This is a genomic window from Fonticella tunisiensis (assembly GCF_004364155.1).
GTDB classification, from domain to species: domain Bacteria; phylum Bacillota; class Clostridia; order Clostridiales; family Caloramatoraceae; genus Fonticella; species Fonticella tunisiensis.
On record NZ_SOAZ01000015.1, the window covers coordinates 1 to 23,461 of the forward strand.

A 23,461-nucleotide genomic window follows, 5' to 3' on the forward strand; every position below is an offset into this window, starting at 1 on the left:
TACTACGTAAATAAAGTATTTAATAATGAGTCTAAAGTATCTCAAATAAAAGGATTAATTTTTGGTTAAATAAACCTGTTGACAATTCATAATAGCATCTTAGGAGTAGTGTAACTATTTTTATTTCCATAATATTCCTAAGTCTAAAATTTTAAATTAGCACAACGAGTTAATTTATAAATTTCTTAATAGAATATTTAATGTATATTTAAAACAATTTTTATTTATTACTAAACCTGATTTAGTGAAGAGTGGCAATTATATAATATAAAGAATAATTAAGAGTCTAAATAATTTATATAAGCTCGACATAGTATTTGTTAAATAGTTATGCACATATATGTTTTTTATGACATTAACTCGAAGAATAATAATAAATTTTATCATTATCATCGTATAACTTTAGTTATTCGAAAATAAAAATCTAATTGGTAATACTAACACAAAGTAAAAATTGGTATAAATTCTTACTTTGTGTTAGATAAAAGTTGGCACACTTTCTATCAATAGGTAAGAACTATGCCATAATAAATGAAAATTTAAGCAAAGGTTATCATTTAACCGGCTTTTTAGCCCCCTAGAGTATTTGGACAATTAGTTTTAATATGATAAGATTAAATTGTCAAAGGGGGAAATTGTATATGCCAGTGACAAAAAGAAAATTCACACCAGAGTTTAAGGAAAAATTAATCAAGGAAGCAATAGAAACAGGTAATGCATCACTAGTTGCAAGACAGTACGAAATATCTCCAAGCCTTCTTAGCAGATGGGTTAGGCAGTATAAAAACCCTCAGAATAATAATACCTTAACAAAAGAAAGTAAGATTACTTCTCATGCTGACATAAAGGCACTTGAGGATGAAAACAATACATTAAAAAAGCTGCTAGGTGAAAAGGATCTTGAGATTGCCATCCTTAAGGACCTATTAAAAAAACCAACCAACGATAGCAGATAAAGTAGAAATTGCAAATAAGTGGATAAAGAAAGGTTATCCTAAAACGAAAGTTTTAAGGATATTAGAGTTAAATCGCTCAACTTATTACTATCAAATTTCAAAGAAATCTAAGCCTAAAAGAAGGACTCCCGGCAGAGCTATTCCAGGATATTCTCTTGATATCAATAATAAGAGAGTACCTGATGACCAGATCAAGGAGTATATCATTCAAATTATCGAAGATGAAGGCCTTTCATATGGATACTACAAGATAACCATGGCTTTTAAAAGAAACTTTAACCTAAAAATCAATAAGAAAAAGGTGTACAGGCTCTGTAAAGAGTTAAATATACTAAGGCCTCAAAGAGAAATAAAACCAAAGCATCCTAGAAAAATTGCTAAAAACAGAACAGTTACAGCATCAAACCAATTGTGGGAGACAGATATAAAGTATGGTTATATAGAAGGTGAGGACAGGTTTTTCTATATAATGAGCATCATAGATGTTGCCGATAGGGATATTGTTGCTCATTATATAGGACTCAATTGTACAGGGGAGGATGCTGTAAGATTATTAAAAATAGCATTACGTAAAAGGCAGCTTTATGATGCTGAAATTAAGCCGGTTATACGTTCCGACAACGGACCACAGTATATCAGCCATGCTTTTGTTTCTGCTTGTGAGGAGTTAGGTATAGAGCATGAAAGAATACCTTACAAAACGCCAAATATGAATGCACACATAGAAGCATATCATAGGATACTTGAGGATGAATGCCTAAGTATAAATGTATTTAAGAGCTATACTGAAGCATATAAGGAAGTTAATGATTTTGTAAAAAAATATAGCACAAAGCGGATACACTCGGCAACAAAATATATGCCGCCCAGGGAATATTATGAGTATCTACAGAGAACTAATGAAAAAGTCAATATAAGGCTGTAAAGTAAGGTCTGGCGAAGCGTACTCTTGACATTGAGGGCATGCATGATAGCCTTGTCTCAAAAGTGGCAGGATCTGAATTTTAGGCCGTTGCCAGAGCTAAGAATCATGCATGTGGAGGCTCAATGTCAAGGGCAGACCGCGATAAAAATAATAAATTTTTGAAATTCTACGTAAGCCAATGAAAATTTAATACAGTGTCCAATAATAGGGGGTCAATCCGCCGGAGTTGTGAGGTCAAATAGGAAAATAGTATTAAAAAGGTTAAGTTTCAACTTTCACAGTTTGAAAAATATATTAAATCCAGATGCTTTGTATGTTGTTACTGTCAAAGGCAAGTATTATTAGGTTTATACTTATGAAGGTCCAATTGCAAATATTTAAAAACAATTTAGTCTTTGATAAATATAGGGCACGTAGCATTTTATATATTGAAAGATACTTTTTAATAGTATTTTTAGCAATAAACTTTCTTAAAATATTTAGAGTATTTCAAAAGACTCTCATGCTAAAAAGACTGTTGATGAAGTAATAGTCTATAAAAATAGCCTAACGACTAAAGAATTAGTTAAACGTGTACTATAAAGCACAAGAAAATTCATTTTTAGATGAGGTTTACAAGTATCAAAAAATTTCATAATAAATTTTAATGGAGCTTTTTCATTAGGGAACTTTTATCCCTAATGAATAGATATTGCTAAGTTATTATATTTGTACATAATTAGCAATTTCATTTTTAAAGTTACTTATTTAAAGTTATAAGTTATAATAACAAGATGTAAGAAATTTTTAAAAAATTAAGTGTTTTATGTAAGAAATTAGGATTTTTGTTAGGGGGTAAACTAATGACTAAGCCATTTATTCAAATAGGAAACAGAAGAATAGGTGAAGACTATAAACCATTAGTAATTGCAGAAATAGGCATAAATCATGAGGGTAGTTTAGAAGTTGCAAAAAAAATGGTTGACGCCGCTTATAGTGTTGGAGCAGAAATTATCAAACATCAAACACATGTTATAGAAGATGAAATGAGCAAGGAAGCTAAGAAGGTTATTCCAGGTAACACTGATGTATCAATTTATGATGTTATGAAAAGGTGTGCACTAAATGAAGAAGATGAAATTGCGTTGAAAGAATATGTTGAATCTAAAGGGATGATTTATTTAAGTACACCTTTTTCAAGAGCAGCTGCTGATAGACTAGAGAGGATGGGGGTACTGGCTTATAAAATTGGTTCAGGTGAATGCAACAATTATCCTTTGATTGAGCATATAGCTTCATTTGGTAAGCCGATGATTGTGTCAACAGGAATGAATGATATTGAAAGCATTCGAAAAACAGTAAACATTTTAGAAAAATATAATATTCAGTACGCTTTATTACATTGTACAAACTTATATCCAACTCCTCCTCATTTAGTAAGACTTGGAGGTATGTTAGAATTACAAAAGGCTTTTCCTAATGCAGTAATAGGTTTATCTGATCATACAGTTAATAATAATGCTAGTCTAGCAGCGACAGCATTAGGAGCTTCAATACTTGAAAGACATTTTACAGATTCAAAAGACAGGCCGGGACCAGATATAGTATGTTCTATGGATCCTGAAGAATTAAAGCAGCTAATTGACGGCAGTGCTGAAATTGCACAAATGAGAGGTGGAAAAAAAGAAGCAGCACCAGAAGAAAAAGTAACTATCGATTTTGCCTTTGCAACTGTGGTAGCAATAAAAGATTTGAAGGCTGGTGATGTTTTAACCAAAGAAAATATCTGGGTAAAGAGGCCAGGAACAGGTGAGATAAAAGCTGAATTTTACAATTCTTTATTGGGAAAGCGAATAAAAAGAGATATTGCTTATGATGAACATCTAAGATGGGATGATATAGAGGAATAACGGATGGGGATGAAAATGAAGAAAATATTGTTTCTCACAGGTACTAGGGCAGACTATGGAAAAATAAAGTCCCTAATGAAGCAAGTTGAAAATAGTGACAAATTTGAACTGCATATATTTGTAACCGGAATGCATATGCTTTTGAAATATGGCTCAACTTGGAAAGAAGTTGAAAAGGATGGTTTTAAAAACATTTATAAGTTTATAAACCAACAAACTAATTCGCATATGGATATAGCTTTAAGCAATACTATTTTGGGATTAAGCAATTATGTTCATGAATTAAAACCAGATATGATAGTTGTTCATGGTGATAGATTAGAAGCACTGGCAGGTGCTATCGTTGGTGCTTTTAATAATATCAAAGTTGCCCATATAGAAGGTGGGGAAGTATCAGGAACTATCGACGAATCAATAAGGCATGCAATAACTAAGTTTTCGCATATACATTTTGTTAGCAATGAAGAAGCAAAAAAAAGAGTTATTCAATTAGGAGAGAGGGAAGATAGTGTTTTTGTCATTGGTTCTCCTGATATTGATATAATGGTTTCTGATAAATTACCTAACATAGATCAAGTTAAAGAGTATTATGAAATAAGTTTTGATAAATATTCTATATTAATTTATCATCCTGTTACTACACAAGTTGATATTCTACAGCAAAATGTTAAAGAAGTAGTTGATGCTGTAATCGAATCTAAAAGGAACTATGTTGTTATTTATCCAAACAATGACGAAGGAAATGAAATAATTTTAAATGAATATAAAAGGTTTGAAAAGAATCCTCGTTTTAGAGTATTTCCTTCAATAAGGTTTGAATATTTTCTTACTTTATTAAAACACTCAGATTTTATGATCGGAAACTCAAGTGCAGGTGTTAGAGAAACAGGAATATATGGTATACATTCGATAGATATAGGAATCAGACAAAAAGGTAGATATGACATGAAAAAATTAAAAAACATTATTCATGTGAATGAAAATAAAAATGAGATTATTGAAGCAATTGAAAAACTGGAAAAAATGGATGCTTGCAGTAGCAAAGTTTTTGGAGATGGCCAGAGTGATAAAAAGTTCATTGAGATTTTAGAAAGCAAGAATATCTGGGAGATGGAAATTCAAAAGAATTTTATTGATATTGAATACTAAGGAGATAAATACTATGTATAAAGGAAAAACTTTTTTAGCTATAATTCCAGCTAGAGGAGGAAGTAAAGGTATTCCAAGAAAAAATATAATTAATGTAAATGGAAAGCCTCTTATTCAATACACAATTGATGAAGCTAAGAAAGCACAATATTTAGATAGAATAATTGTCTCAACAGATGATGAAGAGATTGCAGAAGTATCAAAAAAGTGTGGAGCAGAAGTTCCATTTTTAAGGCCAAAAGAATTGGCAGACGATAATTCTAAAACGATAGATGTTTTATTACATGCTATAAATGAATTGGTTAAGCAAGGAAATAAATATGATTATGTGGTACTATTGCAACCTACTCAACCGTTAAGAAAAAGCTGGCATATAGATGAATCAATAAAAAAAATAGTTGAAAGCAATGAAGAAAGCTTAGTAAGCGTTACTGAAGTGAAGGAACATCCAATTTTAATGAGGACAATAGATAAAAATGATAGAGTTGAGAATTTACTTAATGTAAATAGTACAGTTAGAAGACAAGATTTCCCTAAGTTTTACAAGGTTAATGGTGCTATATATATCAATAAGTTAAACGAAAACTTCAACAATTATACAAGCTTGAATGATAATAAACTTGCTTATATCATGGATAAAAAATATGATATAGATATTGACGAACCGATAGATTTAGAAATTTTTGAATTTCTTGTAAAAAGATATTAAAAAACATAGGTGCCAGCCACTTGAGAATTGGGATTTGATAAGGGAATGTACAAGCATTCCCTTATGTTATACAATAATAAGATTAGATTTAAGCGATGTTGCGTTTATGAAACAATAAAATAGAACTGGAGTTGATTCTATGTCAAAAAAGCACTTGCTTAAAGGTTCAATCATAATAATAACCTTCACGATTCTATCCAAAATTCTGGGGTTTCTTCGTGAAACCTTAGTTGCTGCAAACTTTGGTGCAACCTATGATGCAGACATATTTAATTTTTCTATGGGGCTTGTGGGACTGCTTCTGGGAAGTATTGGTAGTGGACTTGCTACTACCTTTATTCCTATGCTTACGGAGGCAATTGAGACAAAGTCTAAAAGGATGCGAAACAGGTTTGTAAGCAATGTTATAAATGTTACACTGCTTGTTGTTTTTGTTTTGCTTTTATTTGGCCTAATATTTACTAAATATATAGTAATGGCTTTTGCTCCAGGTTTTATAGGTAATGAAAAAGTATTTTTAGATGCGGTAAACATAACAAGGATAATGTTCTTTTCAATGATATTTATAGGCCTTCAGAATATATTTACGGGTATACATCAAAGCCACAATAGGTTTACAGTTCCAGCAGCTGTGGGATTTGTAATGAATGGAGTATATATCTTTTATCTTATTTTTTTTGCTAAGAAATATGGAATATATGGACTTGCGATAGCAAGTGTTATATCATATTTCCTTCAGTTATTAATTTACATTCCAGAATATAAGAGGCTTGGATATAAATATAGGTTTATATTGGATTTTAAAGATGAGGATTTAAGAAGAATGTTTAAGCTTATGCTTCCTGTTTTGATAGGGGCGTCGATTAGCCAGATTAACTTCTTAGTGGACAGGCAGCTTGCAACACTAGTCGGAGAGGGGTCAATCGCTGTTTTAAACTACGCAAATAAGCTGAACACGTTTATATATGGTATATTTGCAGTGGCGATATCAACAGTTATATACCCAACCCTTGCTACATATTCAGCGCAGGATAATATCGATGGATATAAAAATGCAGTAGTTAGGGCAGTTAATATGGTAATGTTTATTATGATTCCTGCAACATTTGGAATGATGGTTTTAAGGCAGCCATTTGTTGTTGCAGCCTTTCAAAGAGGGGCATTTACAAAGGAAGCCTCAACTATTACAGCCATGGCACTCTTTTTCTATTCACCTGGAATGATATTCATAGGGATAAGGGATATAATAAACAGGGCATTTTATTCAGTAAAGGATACCAAAACACCAATGATAAATGGTATAGCTGGGGTTGTATTAAACATTATATTAAACCTTCTTCTCGTAAAGTATATAGGGGTTTCAGGCCTTGCCCTTGCAACATCTATATCTATTACAGTAACTACTGTTCTTTTAATTAGAAGTTTAAATAAGAGGGTAAAGGATGTAGGGACAGGTAAAATGCTTAGCGCATTTATAAAAATTACCGTATCATCACTTGTTATGTCTATAGTGGTATTGCTAATGAACAAAGCAATAATAGCAAAGCTGGGATTAAACTTTAAAGGTTCAATTATATCAATTTTTAGCTGTGCTTTAGTTGGAGCATTAATATACATTGTGGGTATATATATATTAAAGCTTGATGAATTTATGTATGCAGTGAATTTGGCTAAGAGGAAACTTAGGTGCCAGCCACCTGAGAATTGAGATTTGATAAAGAGCTTAGGTGCCAGCCACCTGAGAATTGAGAATTGATACGGGAATGCGGATGCATTCCCGTATGTTTTATCTAAACATTGGTAAGCGTAAAAAAATTCCCACCTATTATGTAGATGTGGATTGATGTATCATTATTCTTGACTAGAAACTCTCAGTTGTCAGGTAATGTATCTGACAGGGAAGTAAAGAATCCATGATGTTCTTGTCCCTGGGATCGACATTTGGAAGCTGTTCAAATTTTCCCCATTCATCTCGTATTTCTGTTTTATTCATGATTCAATTCCTCCTTTTCTTATGGGTATTTTCTCATGAATAAAACAACATTTCTATGTTGGAAACATTTGACGCTTACAGTATTACCAATTACGCTTTTAATTTTACATAACTAAAGTTAGATATAAGAAGAAAAAATATATAGAAAATTATGAAAATAAATTACCAGAATATTGAAAAATTTTATTTAAATGGTATACTTTATATTGTACGAAATGATTATAAAATGATATAGAAGTATTGCATATAAATAATAATTTAGTATTTACGTTTTCAGTTATTAGTCAAATCAATTTTCTAACTTTTACACCATTCTTTTAGAATTTTTTATAGTAATCTTTATGAAATTTCCATCTCATTATTTGAATCAGCATATAATACTAAAACCATAAGGATAATGCTATTGCTCCAGGGATAGAAAACGTTTTCTAATATTTGTACAGAGAGAGTAAAAAGTGATTAAAGCTATGTTTAAGCTTTAATATAAGAGACTTCGGTATGGCATACTTAATTGATTTCCCAAATGAGAAAGTAAGTCTCTAAATTTAGTATGGGAGGTGAAAACCTGGGAAATTTGGATATGTTATTTTAAGTCTTAATCTGTAGCAGAAAAATATAAAGGGGGAAAAGATATGGGGAAGTTGGGTAAGAAAATTCTTTCCATGCTTATGGTATTTCTTATGGTGTTTACCGCCTTTGGGGTATCAGGACTGACAGCTCTCGCAGACGTACTTCCAAATGGATATCCTGAGTGGAACAACAACCCGGAGATCTTCCAGGTAAACAGGGAAAAGGCACATGCTACGCTTGTTCCTTTCAAGGACAGTGAAACAGCTCTTGAGGACATCAACAAGGATATTGCAAACAGAGGAATACGTGTCGATTCCGAGTATTTAAAGCTTTTAAATGGAACTTGGAAATTTAACCTTGCAAACAATCCAGACAGCAGGCCAGTGGATTTTTACAAGGAAGACTACGATGTAAGCGGCTGGAGGGAAATAAAGGTACCGTCCAATTGGCAGGTAGAGGGATACGACCATCCTATCTATACAAACATAACCTATCCATGGACAGGGGTTGAGAATCCGAATCCACCATATGCTCCAACCAAGTATAACCCCGTAGGTTCCTATAGAAGGACCTTTACTCTTCCTGAAAATTGGGATGGAAGACAGATTTTTATATCCTTCCAGGGTGTAGAATCAGCCTTCTACGTATGGGTAAACGGACAAAAGGTTGGATACAGCGAGGACAGCTATACACCTGCAGACTTTGACATCACAAAGTATGTAAGATCAGGAGAAAATACACTTGCAGTTGAGGTATACAGATGGTCAGACGGAAGCTGGCTTGAAGATCAGGACTTCATAAGACTGAGTGGAATATTTAGAGATGTATTCCTTTATTCAACACCCAAGGTTCATATGAGGGACTTCTGGTATGTAACGGACCTTGATAATGAGTATAAGGATGCAGATTTAAACCTTACTGTAAACCTGCATAACTATTCTGATGTAGCAGCTGCTACCCACACAGTCGAGGCAATGCTCTATGAAGGAACTGCACCTGTATTTACAGAACCCATGGTTTTAAGTGGAGAAGTAGCAGCAAATGGTGAAGTAGAGCTTAAGGGAAGCAGAAGGGTTGAAAATCCGAAGAAATGGTCAGCTGAATATCCAAACCTTTATAACCTCGTATTAACCCTTAAGGATACAGAGGGAAAGGTTATCGAGGCTGAAAGCGTCAAAGTAGGTTTCCGTGAATTTGAGCTTAAGAACGGAAAGATGCTGATTAATGGTAAAAAAATAATGTTTAAGGGTGCCAACAGGCATGAAACCCACCCAGAAATGGGACGTGCAGTAACCGTTGAAAGTATGATGGAGGACATGAGAATAATGAAGTCCTACAACCTCAACGCAGTTAGAACCTCCCACTATCCAAACAACCCGGCATGGCTTGAAATTACTGATGAGTATGGTCTTTATGTAATAGATGAAGCAAACATTGAATCCCATGGAAAAAACAGTATATTACCAAAGGGAGATCCCAAATGGACAGCCAACGTTTTGGACAGACTTGAAAGTATGGTGGAAAGGGACAAGAACTATCCGTCAATTCTTATATGGTCCCTTGGTAACGAGGCAGGCAGCGGAGACAACTTTAGGATAATGAGAGAATGGGTACACCAAAACGACCCAACAAGGCTTGTGCATTATGAAGGGGATAATGCAAATGCTGATATCCAGAGCTACATGTATGCAAGCGTTGAAACTGTTCAGAACTGGAATAACGAAAGCAAGCCACTTATTCTCTGTGAGTATGCCCATGCAATGGGTAACAGCGTAGGCAATCTTTATCAGTACTGGGAAGCCTTTGAGTCAAATCCAAACACCCAGGGCGGATTTATCTGGGACTGGGTAGACCAGGCATTGTGGGCAAAGACGCCTTCTACAACCTTTACACCTGACTCAAGTAAATATGCTGCTAAGGGAAAGCTCTATGGGAAGATAGTTGAACAGGGTAAAACTGGTAAAGCTATGAATGGATATACGGTTCTTCCTGATACTCCTGAGCTTAATGTATCGGGGACAGGATTAACGCTTGAAGCTTGGGTTAAGCCCTATGAAAGCAATGAAGATAATGAGTTTATTACAAAGGGAGATACTCAATTTGCAATCAAGCAGAGTGCAAACTTCAAGGGCACTGGAAGAAAAGTTATTGAGTTTTTCATATATGATGAAAATGAGCCTGGACAGTGGACTCAGTGGATATCGGTTAATGTGGATGTCCCACAAAATTGGTATGGAAACTGGCATCATCTGGCAGGAACTTATGATGGTAATGAATTGAAATTGTATATAGATGGAGAACTCGCTAATAAACTTGAACATAAAGGCACAATTTCTAAAAACAGCTATCCTGTAAATATAGGAAGAAATCCGGAAAAGAACAGAGGTTCAAATGCGGACATAGATTCAGTAAGAATCTACAACAGAGCATTAACTGCTGATGAAATTAAAGATCAGAACAGAAAGCCCGATGACAGTACGGTTCTTTGGATGGACTTCGATGAGTTCGAAGTTGTAAACGAATATAAGGATGATAAGTATCTTGCTTATGGCGGAGACTGGGGAGATATACCTAATGATGGAAATTTCTGTGCAAACGGACTTATCTACGCAGACAGAACGCCAAAGCCTCAGTTAAGTGAAGTTAAGCATATTTATTCAAACATCGAGGTTAAGGCAGCCGACCTTGTAAACGGCAAGGTGTCAGTTATAAATAAGTACCTCTTTACAAACCTGAATGAATTTGATGCAGCTTGGAACCTTATGGAGGACGGAAAGGTTCTTCAGGAAGGCAAGCTTGGAAGCCTTGATATTGAACCTCTTACAACAAAGGAAGTAACAATACCGTTTACAAAGCCCGAGGTAAAACCGGGAGCAGAATATTGGCTCAATATTAGATTTACAACCAAGAAGGATACCAAGTGGGCACCAAAGGGACATGAGATAGTATCCGAGCAGTTCAGCGTTCCATTTGGAGTACCTGATAAGCCTGTACTTAAAGTATCCGATATGCCAAGCCTTGACATGGAAGAGACAGAAATGGCTGTTAAGGTTAAGGGAACAGACTTCGAACTCACCCTTGACAAGGCAAAGGGAGCCATAACCTCCTTCAACTATAGGGGAACAGAGCTTGTTAAGTCAGAGCTTCAGCCTAACTTCTGGAGAGCACCTAATGACAATGACAAGGGTAACGGAATGCCTTCAAGAACAGCTACCTGGAGATATGCAGGACAGAATAGGAAAGTTGACGATGTTAGGGTTACAAAGATATCCGACAAGGCTGTTAGGATCGACGTAAAGGCAACACTTCCAACTACAAATCCATCCCAGTACAGCAACAGCATAACCGTATTTGGAAGCGGGGATGTTGTTGTAGAAGTCGTATTAAAGCCAGGAGCATCACTTCCTGAAATACCTGAAATAGGTATGGAAATGACAATGCCTGCAGGCTTTGAAAACCTTAAGTGGTATGGAAGAGGGCCACAGGAAAACTACTGGGATAGAAATACCGGAGCCCATGTTGGTGTATATGAGAGCACGGTAACAGACCAGTTCTTCCCATACATTGAACCATCAGAAACAGGAAACAAAACTGACGTAAGATGGTTGACAATAACCAACAACGATGGAGTGGGGCTTATGGTTTCAGGACAGCCTCTAATAGAAGCAAGTGCCCTTCACTATACAGCTGAGGAACTCAGCACTACTGCTCACCCATATCAGCTTAAGGGAACTCCTGATACAGTGCTTCATCTGAACTACAAGCAGATGGGCGTTGGTGGAGACAACAGCTGGGGAGCAAGGCCTCATCCAGAGTTTACTCTGTATGCAAACAGGACATACTCCTACAGCATGAGGTTAAAGCCTATATCCGCTGATGATTCACCTATGGCGCTTAGCAAGTATGACCTGCAAACCAATCTTGTTAAAGACATAAAGATTGATGGAAAGTCATTAGACGGTTTCTATGGAAGCCAGAATGTATATGATATTAGTATACCTGCAAAGGATCTTGTTGGAGTTCCAACAGTAGAAGCCGTTGCTTTGGGAAGTGATGTAAACATAGAAGTTACACAGCCTCAGGATTTACCGGGAACAGCGATAGTTACTGCAACTACGGAGGATGGAACAAGAACAGAAACCTATACAATAAACTTTACAGTTGATAAGTCAATTTATCTCAGTGATACTGATTGGGTAAGTGGAACAGTAGGCTGGGGACAAATACGAAGAGACAGAAGTAGCGATGGAAATACAATAACCCTGCGTACAAACTCAGGGAATAGAAGCTTTGCAAAGGGTATTGGAACCCATGCAAACTCAACAATTATCTATAATCTCGAAGGAAAGGGATACAAGACTTTCGAGAGCTACGTTGGAGTTGATCAGGAAATAACCGGACGATGGTGCTTGGGTGTAACTTTCCAGGTATTCCTTGATGGAGAAAAGGTGTTTGACAGCGGCAATATGGTAAAGGATACACCTGCAAAGTTTGTTTCTCTTGATGTTACTGGAAAGAGGGAACTCAAACTTGTTGTAACTGATTCAAACAATGGTAACAGTGAAGACCACGCAGACTGGGCAGACGCCAAGTTTATACCATTAAACCTTACAGATATAACTGTAACCGCAGATAAGACAACAATAGGAGCTGGAAACCCTGCACAGCTTTCAGTACAGGGAACACTGGAAGACGGTTCTGCAGCATATATGGGCAGAGCAAGGGTATTCTACACGAGCGACAATGAAGAGGTTGCAGTGGTTAACGCTAATGGCGTAGTTTCAGCTGTTAGCGGCGGCACAGCAAATATCACTGTAAAGATAATATTAGACGGAACGATTAAGACTCAAACCTTAGCCTTTAACGTTCTTAACAACAATGCACTTCTAAAGGAAATAAAACTTGGTGATAAGGTTCTTGAAGGCTTTGCAGCCGATAAATTCTCCTACGATGTTGAGCTTCCTGTTGGAACAGCGGCAGCACCTGAGGTAACTGCAGCTCCAGTAGATGAAAATGCCACAGTTTCAGTTACACAGGCTGAAGGAGTTCCCGGAACTGCAAAAATAGTTGTTACTGCAGAGGATGGAGTTACAACAAAGACCTATACTATAAACTTTACAAAGGAAACTCTTGAATCAGCAAGTCTCACTGTTGACAATACAAATCTTGAGAGAACCAGGACTGCAAAGGCAACTTTAACAGGCAAGTATACAAACGGCAAGGATGCAGACCTGTCAGGGGCAACAATTGAATACTTCTCCAGCAATCCTGAAGTAGTTTCAGTTGCGAAAGATGGAACAATAACTGCCAGAAAGGTAGGAAGTGCAGAGGTTAGCGCAGTTGTAACTCTTGATGGAGTTGTTGTTGAAACCAACACAGTCCCAATAACAGTTGAGGAGCTCAAGGCTGAGCCTACGGTTGTTGTGGTAGAGTCGCCAAGGTCAATAGTTGAGGTAGGTGAGGTAACAACAGTTGATATCAAGGCAAAGGATGCAAAGGATCTTTACGCCTTTGACCTCGGCTTCAAATATGACGTAAAGCTTTTTGAGCTTGTAAAGGTAGATGTAAATAAAGACTTCAATTTAGGAAATGACGGACTTGAAATAGGTGAAGACGGAAGTATAAGGCTCATCGGAACCTTAAAGGGTGAAGATGAGGGAGCAAAGGGAGATGTAACACTTGCAACCCTAAGCTTCAAGGCTAAGGACGTTCATGCGGTTGAGCTCTTCCTGATTGCACAGGGTTCAATGCTTGCAGACAGCAAGTCAGGTTCCTACACAATACCTGTTGACATAACAAAGAGAGTTGCAATAGCTACTTCAGACCTAACCAATAACGGCAAGACTGAGGTAAATGATCTTGTAATGGTAGCAAGGGCCTTTGGAAAGATTGAAGGAGATGAAGGCTATGAAGCAAGTCTTGATATGAATCTTGATAAAAAGATTGATATCAGTGATTTGGCGTTTATAGCACTCAGAATGAGAAACAAATAAACTTAAATGATAAAAGGTGCCGGGCTATACCGGTGCCTTTTATTTTGAAGAATCAGGATAACTAATAATACATATAAAGTATTAAAGAAACGCTGTACTTATAACCGTCCTGAAAGAGGTTTGATCGGAGAATCTTAAGTATCCAAGAAAAAGTCTTCATTTTGTATCTGTGAAAATACTATAGTACATGGTAACATGTAAGGCTGGATTAGGTGAATCGATATAAGGATGAACAGGAGTAAGAAAGAAGAGTAAGAACTATAAAAATTTTATTGCATGAATAGCTTAATAGCAATCGAGAACGCCCACAGATTTGTGTAAATTTATTTAGATAAGATTAATTCAAAAAAGTGATTTATCTACTGTGACTTGTCAGGGGTAGAGACTTTGCCTGTTCAGCAGTCCTTTACAAATCCCTGCATTCGCTCAATTTAAGTTTAATTGGAAAATATTTAAAAATTGAATGACATTTGTTGGTATAAATGATATAATAATTTATGGAATATTATGGAAATATGAATTATTTACGAATAATTAAAGGGTTAAACATAAGTTATAAGGATAATCAACAGCAAACGTTTTAATATTGTGATATTCAGCTCGGCATCTATCAAGTCTAACATCTATATTGAAAGTAACAAAACTATTCCCGCGGTTGGGGCCCCCAGAATGGCACAGGGGCCGCTCCCTACGATAAAAATGTTAAAGCTTTATTGATATCCATATATATGAAAGCAGAAAATATTTAACGTGGCGAGGTGCAGTGGTCAAATAATATTCGATCCTACGATATGCTTATTAATGTTTGCGCTTTGATAATACAGAGGATTTGTCATACTGAGCGATAGCGAAGTATCTTTCCAAGTTGGTTAGGATCCTTCAATCGTACCTCCTTCAGGATGACAGCAGCCATTGGATTTCTTTATTTCCATTAAATACCATAACAATGTAGAGGAGGGAAGAAAAGCATCTACCAGTCCATCGGTGAGTCACGGGGGGATAGTATGTCTGCAGATAGGATTCAAAATTTTCCGGACAACTTCTTTTCCGTGAATTTTGGATAGCTGAGGCAAAATGCCGCAGCTACTTAAAATAAAAAAACTAAAGGAGGGATATTTTATGTATCAAAAAACCAAAAGAGGTCTGTCGGTGGTACTGATTATGATATTTGTTTTTTCAATGCTTATTACAAGACCACTGGCTCAGACTGCAAGGGCTGAGGAGGCAGACAAACCCCTTTACAAGGACCCAACCGCACCGGTTGAGGACAGGGTCAAAGACCTTCTCAGCAGGATGACACTTGAGGAGAAGATTGGACAGATGATGCAGGGCGAAATAGGGACAGGCAATGGCAACGTTAAGCCACAGGATGTAATAGACTACTCCATAGGTTCAGTCTTAAGCGGTGGTGGAGCCGACCCTGTAACAGGAAATGACATGCAGAGCTGGTATGACACAGTTACAGCACTTGTGGAAGCATCAACTCACAACAGGCTTGGAATCCCGCTGATTTACGGTGTTGACGCCGTTCACGGCCATAGCAATGTAATAGGCGCAACAATATTCCCGCACAATATAGGACTTGGTGCCATAGGTATGGGAGATTTGAATGCAGCAACTGACATAGTTAAAAGAATAGGTGCTGCAACGGCTGAGGAAATGAGGGTTACAAACATCCCATGGACCTTTGCGCCATGTTTGGCAAACCCACAAAATCCAAGTTGGGGAAGAACATATGAGGGCTTTGGAGAGGACCTTGACCTTGTTGCCGCCCTTGGAACAGCCTATGTTAAGGGTCTGCAGGGGGACACCATAGACGAGCTTAAAAACCCTAACAAGGCAGCAGCAACTGTCAAGCATTACCTTGGAGAAGGTTATACTGATAATGGTATAAACCAGGGTAATGTAAGCACCATGACCAAGGAAGAGGTAGCACAAAAGCTTATAAAGCCCTATGCCGACGCCATAGCTGAAGGCGTAAGAACCATAATGCCTTCCTATAACAGCATACAGGGAGTTAAGATGCATGCAAGCAAGTACCTTTTAACCGACGTACTTAAGGGGCAGTTGGGCTTCGATGGCTTTATAATTACCGACTATTATGCAATACAGCAAATTACCAGGGATGAAGCCGGTAATCCCGTAAGTGGATTAAAAGATCAATTAAGGGTTGCCATAAATGCAGGTAATGACATGCTTATGCAGCCTGAAAACTGGAAGACCTGTATTTCATTGATTAAGCAGCTTGTTGAAGAGGATATTGCAAACCCAGGTACGGGTATTCCAATGTCAAGAATAGATGATGCAGTTTCAAGAATTTTAAGGGTTAAGTTCCAACTCGGACTATTTGAAAACCCAATAACTCCAAACCCGGCCAATAACCCTGAAGTTGCAGCAAAGCTTGGCTCACCTGAGCACAGGGCACTGGCAAGGGAAGCAGTCAGCAAGTCACTTGTACTTTTAAAGAACGATGAGGTAAACGGAAAGCCCATCCTTTCACAGCTTAAGGATATGAGGAAGATATTCGTAGCTGGAAAGAGCGCCAACGATATAGGTAATCAGAGTGGCGGATGGACTATTCATTGGCAGGGACAATCAGGTCCTATAACCAAGGGAACTACAATACTCGAAGGAATTCAAAAGGCTGTTTCAGAGGATCAGACAGTTACCTTTAGCGCAGACGGCACAGGTGCCGAGGGACATGATGTAGCCATAGTTGTAGTAGGTGAAAAGCCCTATGCAGAGGGTAACGGAGACAACCTCAACGGACTTGGGTTTGATGCAACTGATAAGGCAACCCTCGAAAGGGTTAAGGCTGCAGGAATACCTACTGTAGTTGTACTTGTTTCCGGAAGGCCTATGATAGTTACCGATTACATAAAGGATTGGGCAGGTCTTGTTGCAGCTTGGCTTCCAGGAACTGAAGGAGAAGGAGTTTCTGACGTTCTCTTTGGGGATAAGGACTTCGTTGGAAGGCTTTCAATGAAGTGGCCTTTCTATATTGAAGCCTATCCTTTAACAGATGCAAACAAGCAGTATGTTCTGTTTGATAAAGGCTATGGACTTACCAAGAATCAGGTAACTCCGAAGCTTCCTGAAAAACCAACCCATCCATACGACGTTATACCTGAAGGTGCAGTGCCAACAGCACTACCTGGAAAGGTTGAAGCTGAAAACTACCTCTATCAGGTTGGTTGGAATCCATTAGGAAACGAATTTATTGAAAATACCGCAGACGTAGGTGGAGGAAAGGATGTCGGCTGGATGAACCCCGGCAGATACTTAAAGTACTATATAGACGTACCTCAAACAGGTACCTATAAGGTTAACTTTAGAATAGCCTCACCAAATGGACAGGCAAATGCCTTCTCACTTAGGGATATGAATGGAAATATTACTTATGTTGATGCACCTAAGACAGGCGGATGGCAAAGCTGGAGAACTGTAAGCACTGAAGTAGAGCTTAATGCCGGAAAGCAAGTTGTAACCTTCTACAGCGAAAATGGAGGTTTCAATTTGAATTGGATAAGCTTTAACCTGACTGAATCAAGTGCACCAGCTGTAACTCTTACTGTTGATAATACAACCCTTGAGAGAACCAGGACCGCAAAGGCATCTGTAACAGCCAGGTACTCAAACGGCAAGGATGCAGACCTGTCAGGGGCAACAATTGAATACTTCTCCAGCAATCCTGAGATAGTTTCAGTTGCGGAAGATGGAACAATAACTGCCAGAAAGGTAGGAAGTGCAGAGGTTAGCGCAGTTGTAACTCTTGATGGAGTTGTTGTTGAAACCAACACAGTTCCAATAACAGTTGAGGAGCTCAAGGCTGAGCCTACGGTTGTTGTGGTTGAGTCGCCAAGGTCAATAGTTGAGGTTGGTGAGGTAACAACAGTTGATATCAGGGCAAAGGATGCAGTGGATCTTTACGGATTTGACCTCGGCTTCAAATATGATGCAAAGCTCTTTGAGTTTGTAAAGGTAGATGTAAATAAAGACTTCAATTTAGGAAATGACGGACTTGAAATAGGTGAAGACGGAAGTATAAGGCTCATTGGAACCTTAAAGGGTGAAGATGAAGGAGCAAAGGGAGATGTAACACTTGCAACCCTAAGCTTCAAGGCTAAGGACGTTCATGCGGCTGAGCTCTTCCTGCTTTCACAGGGTTCAATGCTTGCAGACAGCAAGTCAGGTTCCTACACAATACCTGTTGACATAACAAAGAGAGTTGCAATAGCTACTTCAGACCTAACTAATAACGGCAAGACTGAGGTAAATGATCTTGTAATGGTAGCAAGGGCCTTTGGAAAGATTGAAGGAGATGAAGGCTATGAAGCAAGTCTTGATATGAATCTTGATAAAAAGATTGATATCAGTGATTTGGCGTTTATAGCACTCAGAATGAGAAACAAATAAACTTAAATGATAAAAGGTGCCGGGCTATACCGGGGCCTTTTATTTTGAAGAATCAGGATAATTAATAATACATATAAAGTATTAAAGAAATACTGTACTTATAACCGTCCTGAAAGAGGTGTGATGGGAGAATCTTAGTATCCAAGAAAAAGTCTTCACTTTGTATCTGTGAAAATACTATAGTACATGGTAACATATAAGGCTGGATTAGGTGAATCGATATAAGGATGAATAGGAATAAGAAAGAAGAATAAGAACTATAAAAATTTTATTGCATGAATAGCTTAACATTCAATATTAATAATTTAGCAAATAATACCTTTTGTTCTGTAGATTTTATTGGAAAATTATCCTATTAAAATTGCAAAAATTTAATAGGATAGAATAAACAAATTATTCTGTAAATTTTATTGAAAAATTATTCAATAATGGATATAATAGGAATCAAGAAGTGATTGATGAATGGATGCGGTGTTGGGGGAAATAAGAGGAGGAATATGGCGTAATCTAGAAATTCTTAGGCATTAAGCGTGGTACAGCAGAGCATTGTATGATTGATGAGAGAAAACATTGGGATGAATTTTGCGAGAGGAAAGTAAAGTGAATTTTGGAAATGATTATCTTAACTTGATCTGGAATTCATAATATACTTTTTATTTTAAGTTAAAGCAAGTATGGGGGAGGAAGGTATGCTATGAAAAGAATTTTAAATTTATTACTGTTACTCATGATTTCTTTTAGCATGGGACTAGCTGTTAGGCCAACTACAGCATTTGCTGCGAAGCAAACAAAGATTTATATGGTCACTGATAAAGCTGAATACGAGGTTGGCGATATCATAAGGGTGTACATAAAAGCTGATAACGTTGTAGAGATGTACGGTGTGCAGTTTTATCTCAATTTTGATAATAGCATGCTGGAATTACAGGGGGGCAAAGCAACTCCAAAGTCTGGATACGAAGATTGGGTTAATAAGTATGAAGTTTATAAAGATCAACCTAGACTAGTTTGTGCATTACATAATGATGATGTAAATAAAACTCCTATCGAAACAGTTGAGGTTGCTGAGGTGACCTTTAAAGCTCTCAAAAAAGGTCCTGTAACATTGAAGTTAACAGATATAAAAGCAGTTGACCGGGGACCAAATGAAATAACCTCCAATACTCAGGATCTGGCTGTTTTTAACATCAAGGATAAGACGGTAACTGATCCGGGAAGCGGCGGAAATAATGAAGGAGGTACAACAGACCCTGGGAATAACGGTGGAAATACGGGAGGAAATACTGGCGGTGGAAACACAGGAAATACTGGTAACACCGGAAACACGGGAAATACTGGCGGTGGAAACACAGGAAGTACAAGTAATACTGGAAGCACAGGAAGTACGGGTAACACAGGAAATACCGGAAACACTGGAAGTACAGGTAACAATAACGGGGGAAGCACCTCTACTCCTTCAACCAATAACCCTGATATAGATGAAGGAGATGGTGCAAATAGCACACTTCCAATAGTTGCAGGTGTAGCTGTTGCATTAGCGATTGCAGGAGGCCTGATATACAAGTTTAAGATCAACCCATTTGCTAAGAAAAATGACCAATTTAATCGTAACAATTAATTAAGAAATGCAAAGGCACTATCAATTTGATAGTCAGATTGTTGATAAACCCCTATGATTTTCAAAAAATCATAGGGGTTTAATATTTGCAGCTTCAAAATTATACGGTATCATAAAAAATTAAAAATAGTCGCAATATTAGTAGATGATTCATACTAAAATTCTCAAAAAATAGTTGGGCTAACGTCCTAGCAATCTTTTTCATATTCTGCACTGCGGCAGTAAGTAAGCATTGCTCACTTACTTTGGCTAATCCGCGGAAGCGGCAATAGCGAAGCCCATGCAGTTCTTTTGAATCTGCAAAGCTTCGCTCTATAGTTTCCTTTCTTCTCTTGTATATACGTTTACCCTTGTCAGTCTTTAGGAAAGCTATATTTCTCTCTTTAAATTCTTTCCATACATGGCGCTAATAGTTCTAAACTCAGTCTTCCAAGTAAAGCACGAATTCTTAAACTTACAACAAGAACAAATTTCTTTGTCACAAACATATTCTTTATAACCTTGACGTGTTGTAGTTTTATACTTTAAAAAATAATTATTAGGGCAAGCATAAACATCCCATTCTTTTATATACTGAAATCTATTTTTAGTATATTTACCTTTCTCATGTGGTCCTAATCGATAATCTATAGCAGAAATTATCTTTCTATCGGCAAGTCCTTTACAAATATGATTAGTAAAGTATCCAGCATCCAGTCCAACATATTTAACATTGAATTTAAACGTTTCAATTATTCTATCGAGTCTACTTAAATAAGGATCCACATCATTTATATTCCCGGGAGTAACATGTACATCTACGATTATATTATGCTTGCTATCAACTGTTCTATGATCCAGATAGAAGAAGCCTTCCGGCTTACCATCTCTTAGGTGCCAGCCACCTGAGAATTAATAGATAATCCATCAAGGAGCCAGCGCAGCCTACATCATTCTTTCACCCTCAACGATATTAAAATGCTATATATAATCTTGTATTATATGGTATCAACAATTATGATTATTATAACAGCACTAACAGGAGGTTTTAGGTTTATGAAATTCCTATTTACTATTGAAAAAGGTCTTTGGGGCATATTAAAATACATCTTAATGATGGTTGCCATTATTGTACTAACAATCGGAATGATTGTCCTATTAGCACTCATTCAGGATCTGATTTTTGTACCAGACGAATATATCATTTGGACCGTACGGGACTCATCCATGAGGCTTGCGTTTTTATTTGAAATTATTTTCGCTGGAATCTTTTTATATCTCAAGAACAGAAAAAAGCCTTATTTCGAGTTCACCACAACAGGAATAACTGCAGCCTTTATAAAAAAGCATGGAAGAAAAGTAGTAATCCTCTCTTCAGTGATTCTATCACTTATACTATATTATATGGTTGTAAATGTAAGCGTTGTTTTCAAGGATAGTATAGTTGACCACAGCTTTTTCTTACCTAAGGGGAATAAATATTCCTATACTGATGTAAAGTCAATTAATACCGGTATATATGGAAAAAGCATTCCCTTCTCTCACTCAAGGGGAGAGTTCTATTATATAATTGAACTTAAGGATGGAACAAAAATAAACCTTTTCGGTGGCTCAGGAGGTACAAAGAATGGCGAGGATATATACCTGATCATTCTTGAGCTTGATAAAATTTTTGTGGATGCTGGAGTTCCCAAAACTGTCGATAGTAAGAATTTTGATATTACTGCAAAAAAATTAGACAAGATATATTCCGATAGAATAAGAAGCATTTTAGAGCTTAGGTGCCAGCCACCTGAGAATTGAGAATTGATAAGGGAATGCGCAAGCATTCCCTTATGTTATATAAACATTGAGGAGCATACATGGATTTGTGTAAATCAAATCTATGTATGCTCCTCTGAAATTATTAATCTATGTTTTGTATTTTAAATATCACAGTTGTCTTTAATTCTTTATCTGAATCAATTTGTACTAAGTCTATTTTGGAATTCAATGCATCTGTGGAGGCCATCCAGGGCTCAACGCATATGAAATTCCTATCCTTAAGGGTCCATACAACGATGTATTTGTATATACTATCAAAACTAAGGGCTATATTCATTTTTCTTGAGTTATCTTTAATTATGCAGGTGTTTGCTTTTAGGTCTTTATATACAACGTCTATTTCGTCCCTGTCATAGGCAAATTTTGAATTTACTATGCTTCCTTCTATGGGTTCCGTATAGTTACATGATGGTATCTCTATATCAAGTCTTTTCTTATCCTCCACATAGAAATATGGGTGAAATCCACTATAGAAGGGCATTGGTTTTTCATCCTTATTTATAAATGTAGAGTTTACAGTAAGGGTGTTGTGGTTAAGTATGTATTCAAATACAAGCTTGAATTTAAATGGATATTGGCTGTATGTGTATTCGTTGTCTTCGAGAATTAGCTTTATGGAGGCTGAATCATCGCTGGTGGTTATGTCAGTAACCTTCCAACTTAGGTTTCTTGCAAATCCATGCTGCTTCATCGTATATGGTTTATCATCAAAATAGTAGGTATTATCTTTAAGGTAGCTGCATATTGGAAAGAGAATGGGGTTACCGCCCCTGATGTTCTTATTTGTATCGATAAGGGTAGACCTGTCAAGGTAAAAAACAGGCTTATTATCAACAACAAAGCTAGTTATTATACCCCCTCGTTCTGGAACAACCTCAATAAAGGTATCTTTGTTGGTGTTTGAAAGTATGTGTGTTTCAAAAACATCGTTTTTTATTTCGTGATAAAACATAACTCCACCTCTATGATTAACTCGCTGTACCAGATAAATTTGCAGATCGGCGCTGCGATAAAAAATATATTTCATTCACCAGAACTCTTAGCAAAGAAGTTCTAAGGCTTGGGATTTAGAAAATGTGAATTTCATATATTTTTTATTTTCGACCAGATTCTCAATTAGCACAACGGATTAAATTATTTCTAAGTACTATTTTATTATATTTTTGCAAAAAAATCAGTACCTTCGGAGACATTTGTATAATGAAAAAAGAAAGTGCCACAAAATGAAGTGAAAAGTGCAGCAGTTTAGATGGAAAAAAATCCATTGCTAAATCCCTTATTATCAAGTACCCTTTTAGTTGGAAACAACGCTAAAAGGGGTGAAAAGAAAGGATGTTAACAATGGATAATATTGATAATATCATAATGTTGCACAAAATTGAAGGATTAAGTTTGAGATAAATCGCCCAATGCTTATGAAACACTGACTGTTGCGGTTAT

Annotated in this window: 12 protein-coding genes and 1 pseudogene; 10 read left to right on the forward strand and 3 right to left on the reverse strand. The window is 36.8% G+C overall.

Annotation, left to right across the window (positions count from 1 at the left end; all coding sequences use genetic code 11):
• Positions 1 to 641: 641 nt before the first annotated feature.
• The 6 genes from EDD71_RS09480 to murJ all read left to right on the forward strand — a co-directional run bounded on the left by EDD71_RS09480 (position 642) and on the right by murJ (position 7,336).
• Complete coding sequence (locus EDD71_RS09480) at positions 642 to 956, forward strand: transposase (RefSeq protein ID WP_166636429.1); 315 nt, start codon at positions 642 to 644, stop codon at positions 954 to 956.
• Between the two features lie 22 nt (positions 957 to 978).
• A complete protein-coding gene (locus EDD71_RS09485) occupies positions 979 to 1,881 on the forward strand; it encodes an IS3 family transposase (protein ID WP_279233018.1) in 903 nt (300 codons plus the stop codon).
• An 842-nt stretch (positions 1,882 to 2,723) separates the two neighbouring features.
• Positions 2,724 to 3,770 carry an N-acetylneuraminate synthase gene (neuB, locus tag EDD71_RS09490; RefSeq protein ID WP_133628503.1) on the forward strand — a complete coding sequence of 349 codons (1,047 nt, stop codon included), beginning with the start codon at positions 2,724 to 2,726 and terminating at the stop codon, positions 3,768 to 3,770.
• 9 nt (positions 3,771 to 3,779) lie between these two features.
• On the forward strand, positions 3,780 to 4,919 hold the full coding sequence (gene neuC / locus EDD71_RS09495; protein ID WP_133628547.1) for a UDP-N-acetylglucosamine 2-epimerase: 1,140 nt from the start codon (positions 3,780 to 3,782) through the stop codon (positions 4,917 to 4,919).
• Between the two features lie 13 nt (positions 4,920 to 4,932).
• Entirely contained in the window at positions 4,933 to 5,628 is a 696-nt protein-coding gene (locus EDD71_RS09500; RefSeq protein WP_133628504.1) for an acylneuraminate cytidylyltransferase family protein, read from the forward strand.
• A gap of 139 nt (positions 5,629 to 5,767) precedes the next feature.
• Complete coding sequence (gene murJ, locus EDD71_RS09505) at positions 5,768 to 7,336, forward strand: murein biosynthesis integral membrane protein MurJ (RefSeq protein ID WP_133628505.1); 1,569 nt, start codon at positions 5,768 to 5,770, stop codon at positions 7,334 to 7,336.
• Between the two features lie 153 nt (positions 7,337 to 7,489).
• On the opposite strand, the gene EDD71_RS15935 is transcribed toward murJ, so the two are convergent.
• Entirely contained in the window at positions 7,490 to 7,621 is a 132-nt protein-coding gene (locus tag EDD71_RS15935; RefSeq protein WP_279233017.1) for a hypothetical protein, read from the reverse strand.
• Between the two features lie 632 nt (positions 7,622 to 8,253).
• On the opposite strand from EDD71_RS15935, the gene EDD71_RS09510 reads away from it, so the two are divergent.
• From EDD71_RS09510 to EDD71_RS15550, 3 genes are all read left to right on the forward strand, one after another.
• A complete protein-coding gene (locus tag EDD71_RS09510) occupies positions 8,254 to 14,184 on the forward strand; it encodes a glycoside hydrolase family 2 TIM barrel-domain containing protein (protein ID WP_133628506.1) in 5,931 nt (1,976 codons plus the stop codon).
• 1,119 nt (positions 14,185 to 15,303) lie between these two features.
• Positions 15,304 to 18,600, forward strand: a complete 3,297-nt coding sequence (locus EDD71_RS09515) for a glycoside hydrolase family 3 N-terminal domain-containing protein (protein ID WP_133628507.1) — start codon at positions 15,304 to 15,306, stop codon at positions 18,598 to 18,600.
• Positions 18,601 to 19,294: 694 nt separating this feature from the next.
• The gene (locus EDD71_RS15550; RefSeq protein ID WP_207669323.1) at positions 19,295 to 20,218 is read left to right on the forward strand and encodes a cohesin domain-containing protein; all 924 of its coding nucleotides are present in this window, start codon (positions 19,295 to 19,297) and stop codon (positions 20,216 to 20,218) included.
• 100 nt (positions 20,219 to 20,318) lie between these two features.
• Here EDD71_RS15550 and EDD71_RS15755 read toward each other — a convergent pair.
• A pseudogene (locus tag EDD71_RS15755) lies at positions 20,319 to 21,100 on the reverse strand (transposase); the annotation flags it as partial.
• A 153-nt stretch (positions 21,101 to 21,253) separates the two neighbouring features.
• Here EDD71_RS15755 and EDD71_RS09535 point away from each other — a divergent pair.
• Positions 21,254 to 22,000, forward strand: a complete 747-nt coding sequence (locus EDD71_RS09535) for a hypothetical protein (protein WP_133628509.1) — start codon at positions 21,254 to 21,256, stop codon at positions 21,998 to 22,000.
• A 103-nt stretch (positions 22,001 to 22,103) separates the two neighbouring features.
• On the opposite strand, the gene EDD71_RS09540 is transcribed toward EDD71_RS09535, so the two are convergent.
• Positions 22,104 to 22,973, reverse strand: coding sequence for an aldose epimerase family protein (locus EDD71_RS09540; protein WP_166636430.1), 870 nt, complete (start codon positions 22,971 to 22,973; stop codon positions 22,104 to 22,106).
• Positions 22,974 to 23,461 lie beyond the last annotated feature (488 nt).

Bases quoted from the DNA above. Each gene is read 5' to 3' on its own strand.
- EDD71_RS09480 (WP_166636429.1), top strand. From the start codon at position 642: ATGCCAGTGACAAAAAGAAAATTCACACCAGAGTTTAAGGAAAAATTA.
- neuB (WP_133628503.1), top strand. From the start codon at position 2,724: ATGACTAAGCCATTTATTCAAATAGGAAACAGAAGAATAGGTGAAGAC.
- neuC (WP_133628547.1), top strand. From the start codon at position 3,780: ATGAAAATGAAGAAAATATTGTTTCTCACAGGTACTAGGGCAGACTAT.
- EDD71_RS09500 (WP_133628504.1), top strand. From the start codon at position 4,933: ATGTATAAAGGAAAAACTTTTTTAGCTATAATTCCAGCTAGAGGAGGA.
- murJ (WP_133628505.1), top strand. From the start codon at position 5,768: ATGTCAAAAAAGCACTTGCTTAAAGGTTCAATCATAATAATAACCTTC.
- EDD71_RS15935 (WP_279233017.1), bottom strand. From the start codon at position 7,621: ATGAATAAAACAGAAATACGAGATGAATGGGGAAAATTTGAACAGCTT.
- EDD71_RS09510 (WP_133628506.1), top strand. From the start codon at position 8,254: ATGGGGAAGTTGGGTAAGAAAATTCTTTCCATGCTTATGGTATTTCTT.
- EDD71_RS09515 (WP_133628507.1), top strand. From the start codon at position 15,304: ATGTATCAAAAAACCAAAAGAGGTCTGTCGGTGGTACTGATTATGATA.
- EDD71_RS15550 (WP_207669323.1), top strand. From the start codon at position 19,295: ATGAAAAGAATTTTAAATTTATTACTGTTACTCATGATTTCTTTTAGC.
- EDD71_RS09535 (WP_133628509.1), top strand. From the start codon at position 21,254: ATGAAATTCCTATTTACTATTGAAAAAGGTCTTTGGGGCATATTAAAA.
- EDD71_RS09540 (WP_166636430.1), bottom strand. From the start codon at position 22,973: ATGTTTTATCACGAAATAAAAAACGATGTTTTTGAAACACACATACTT.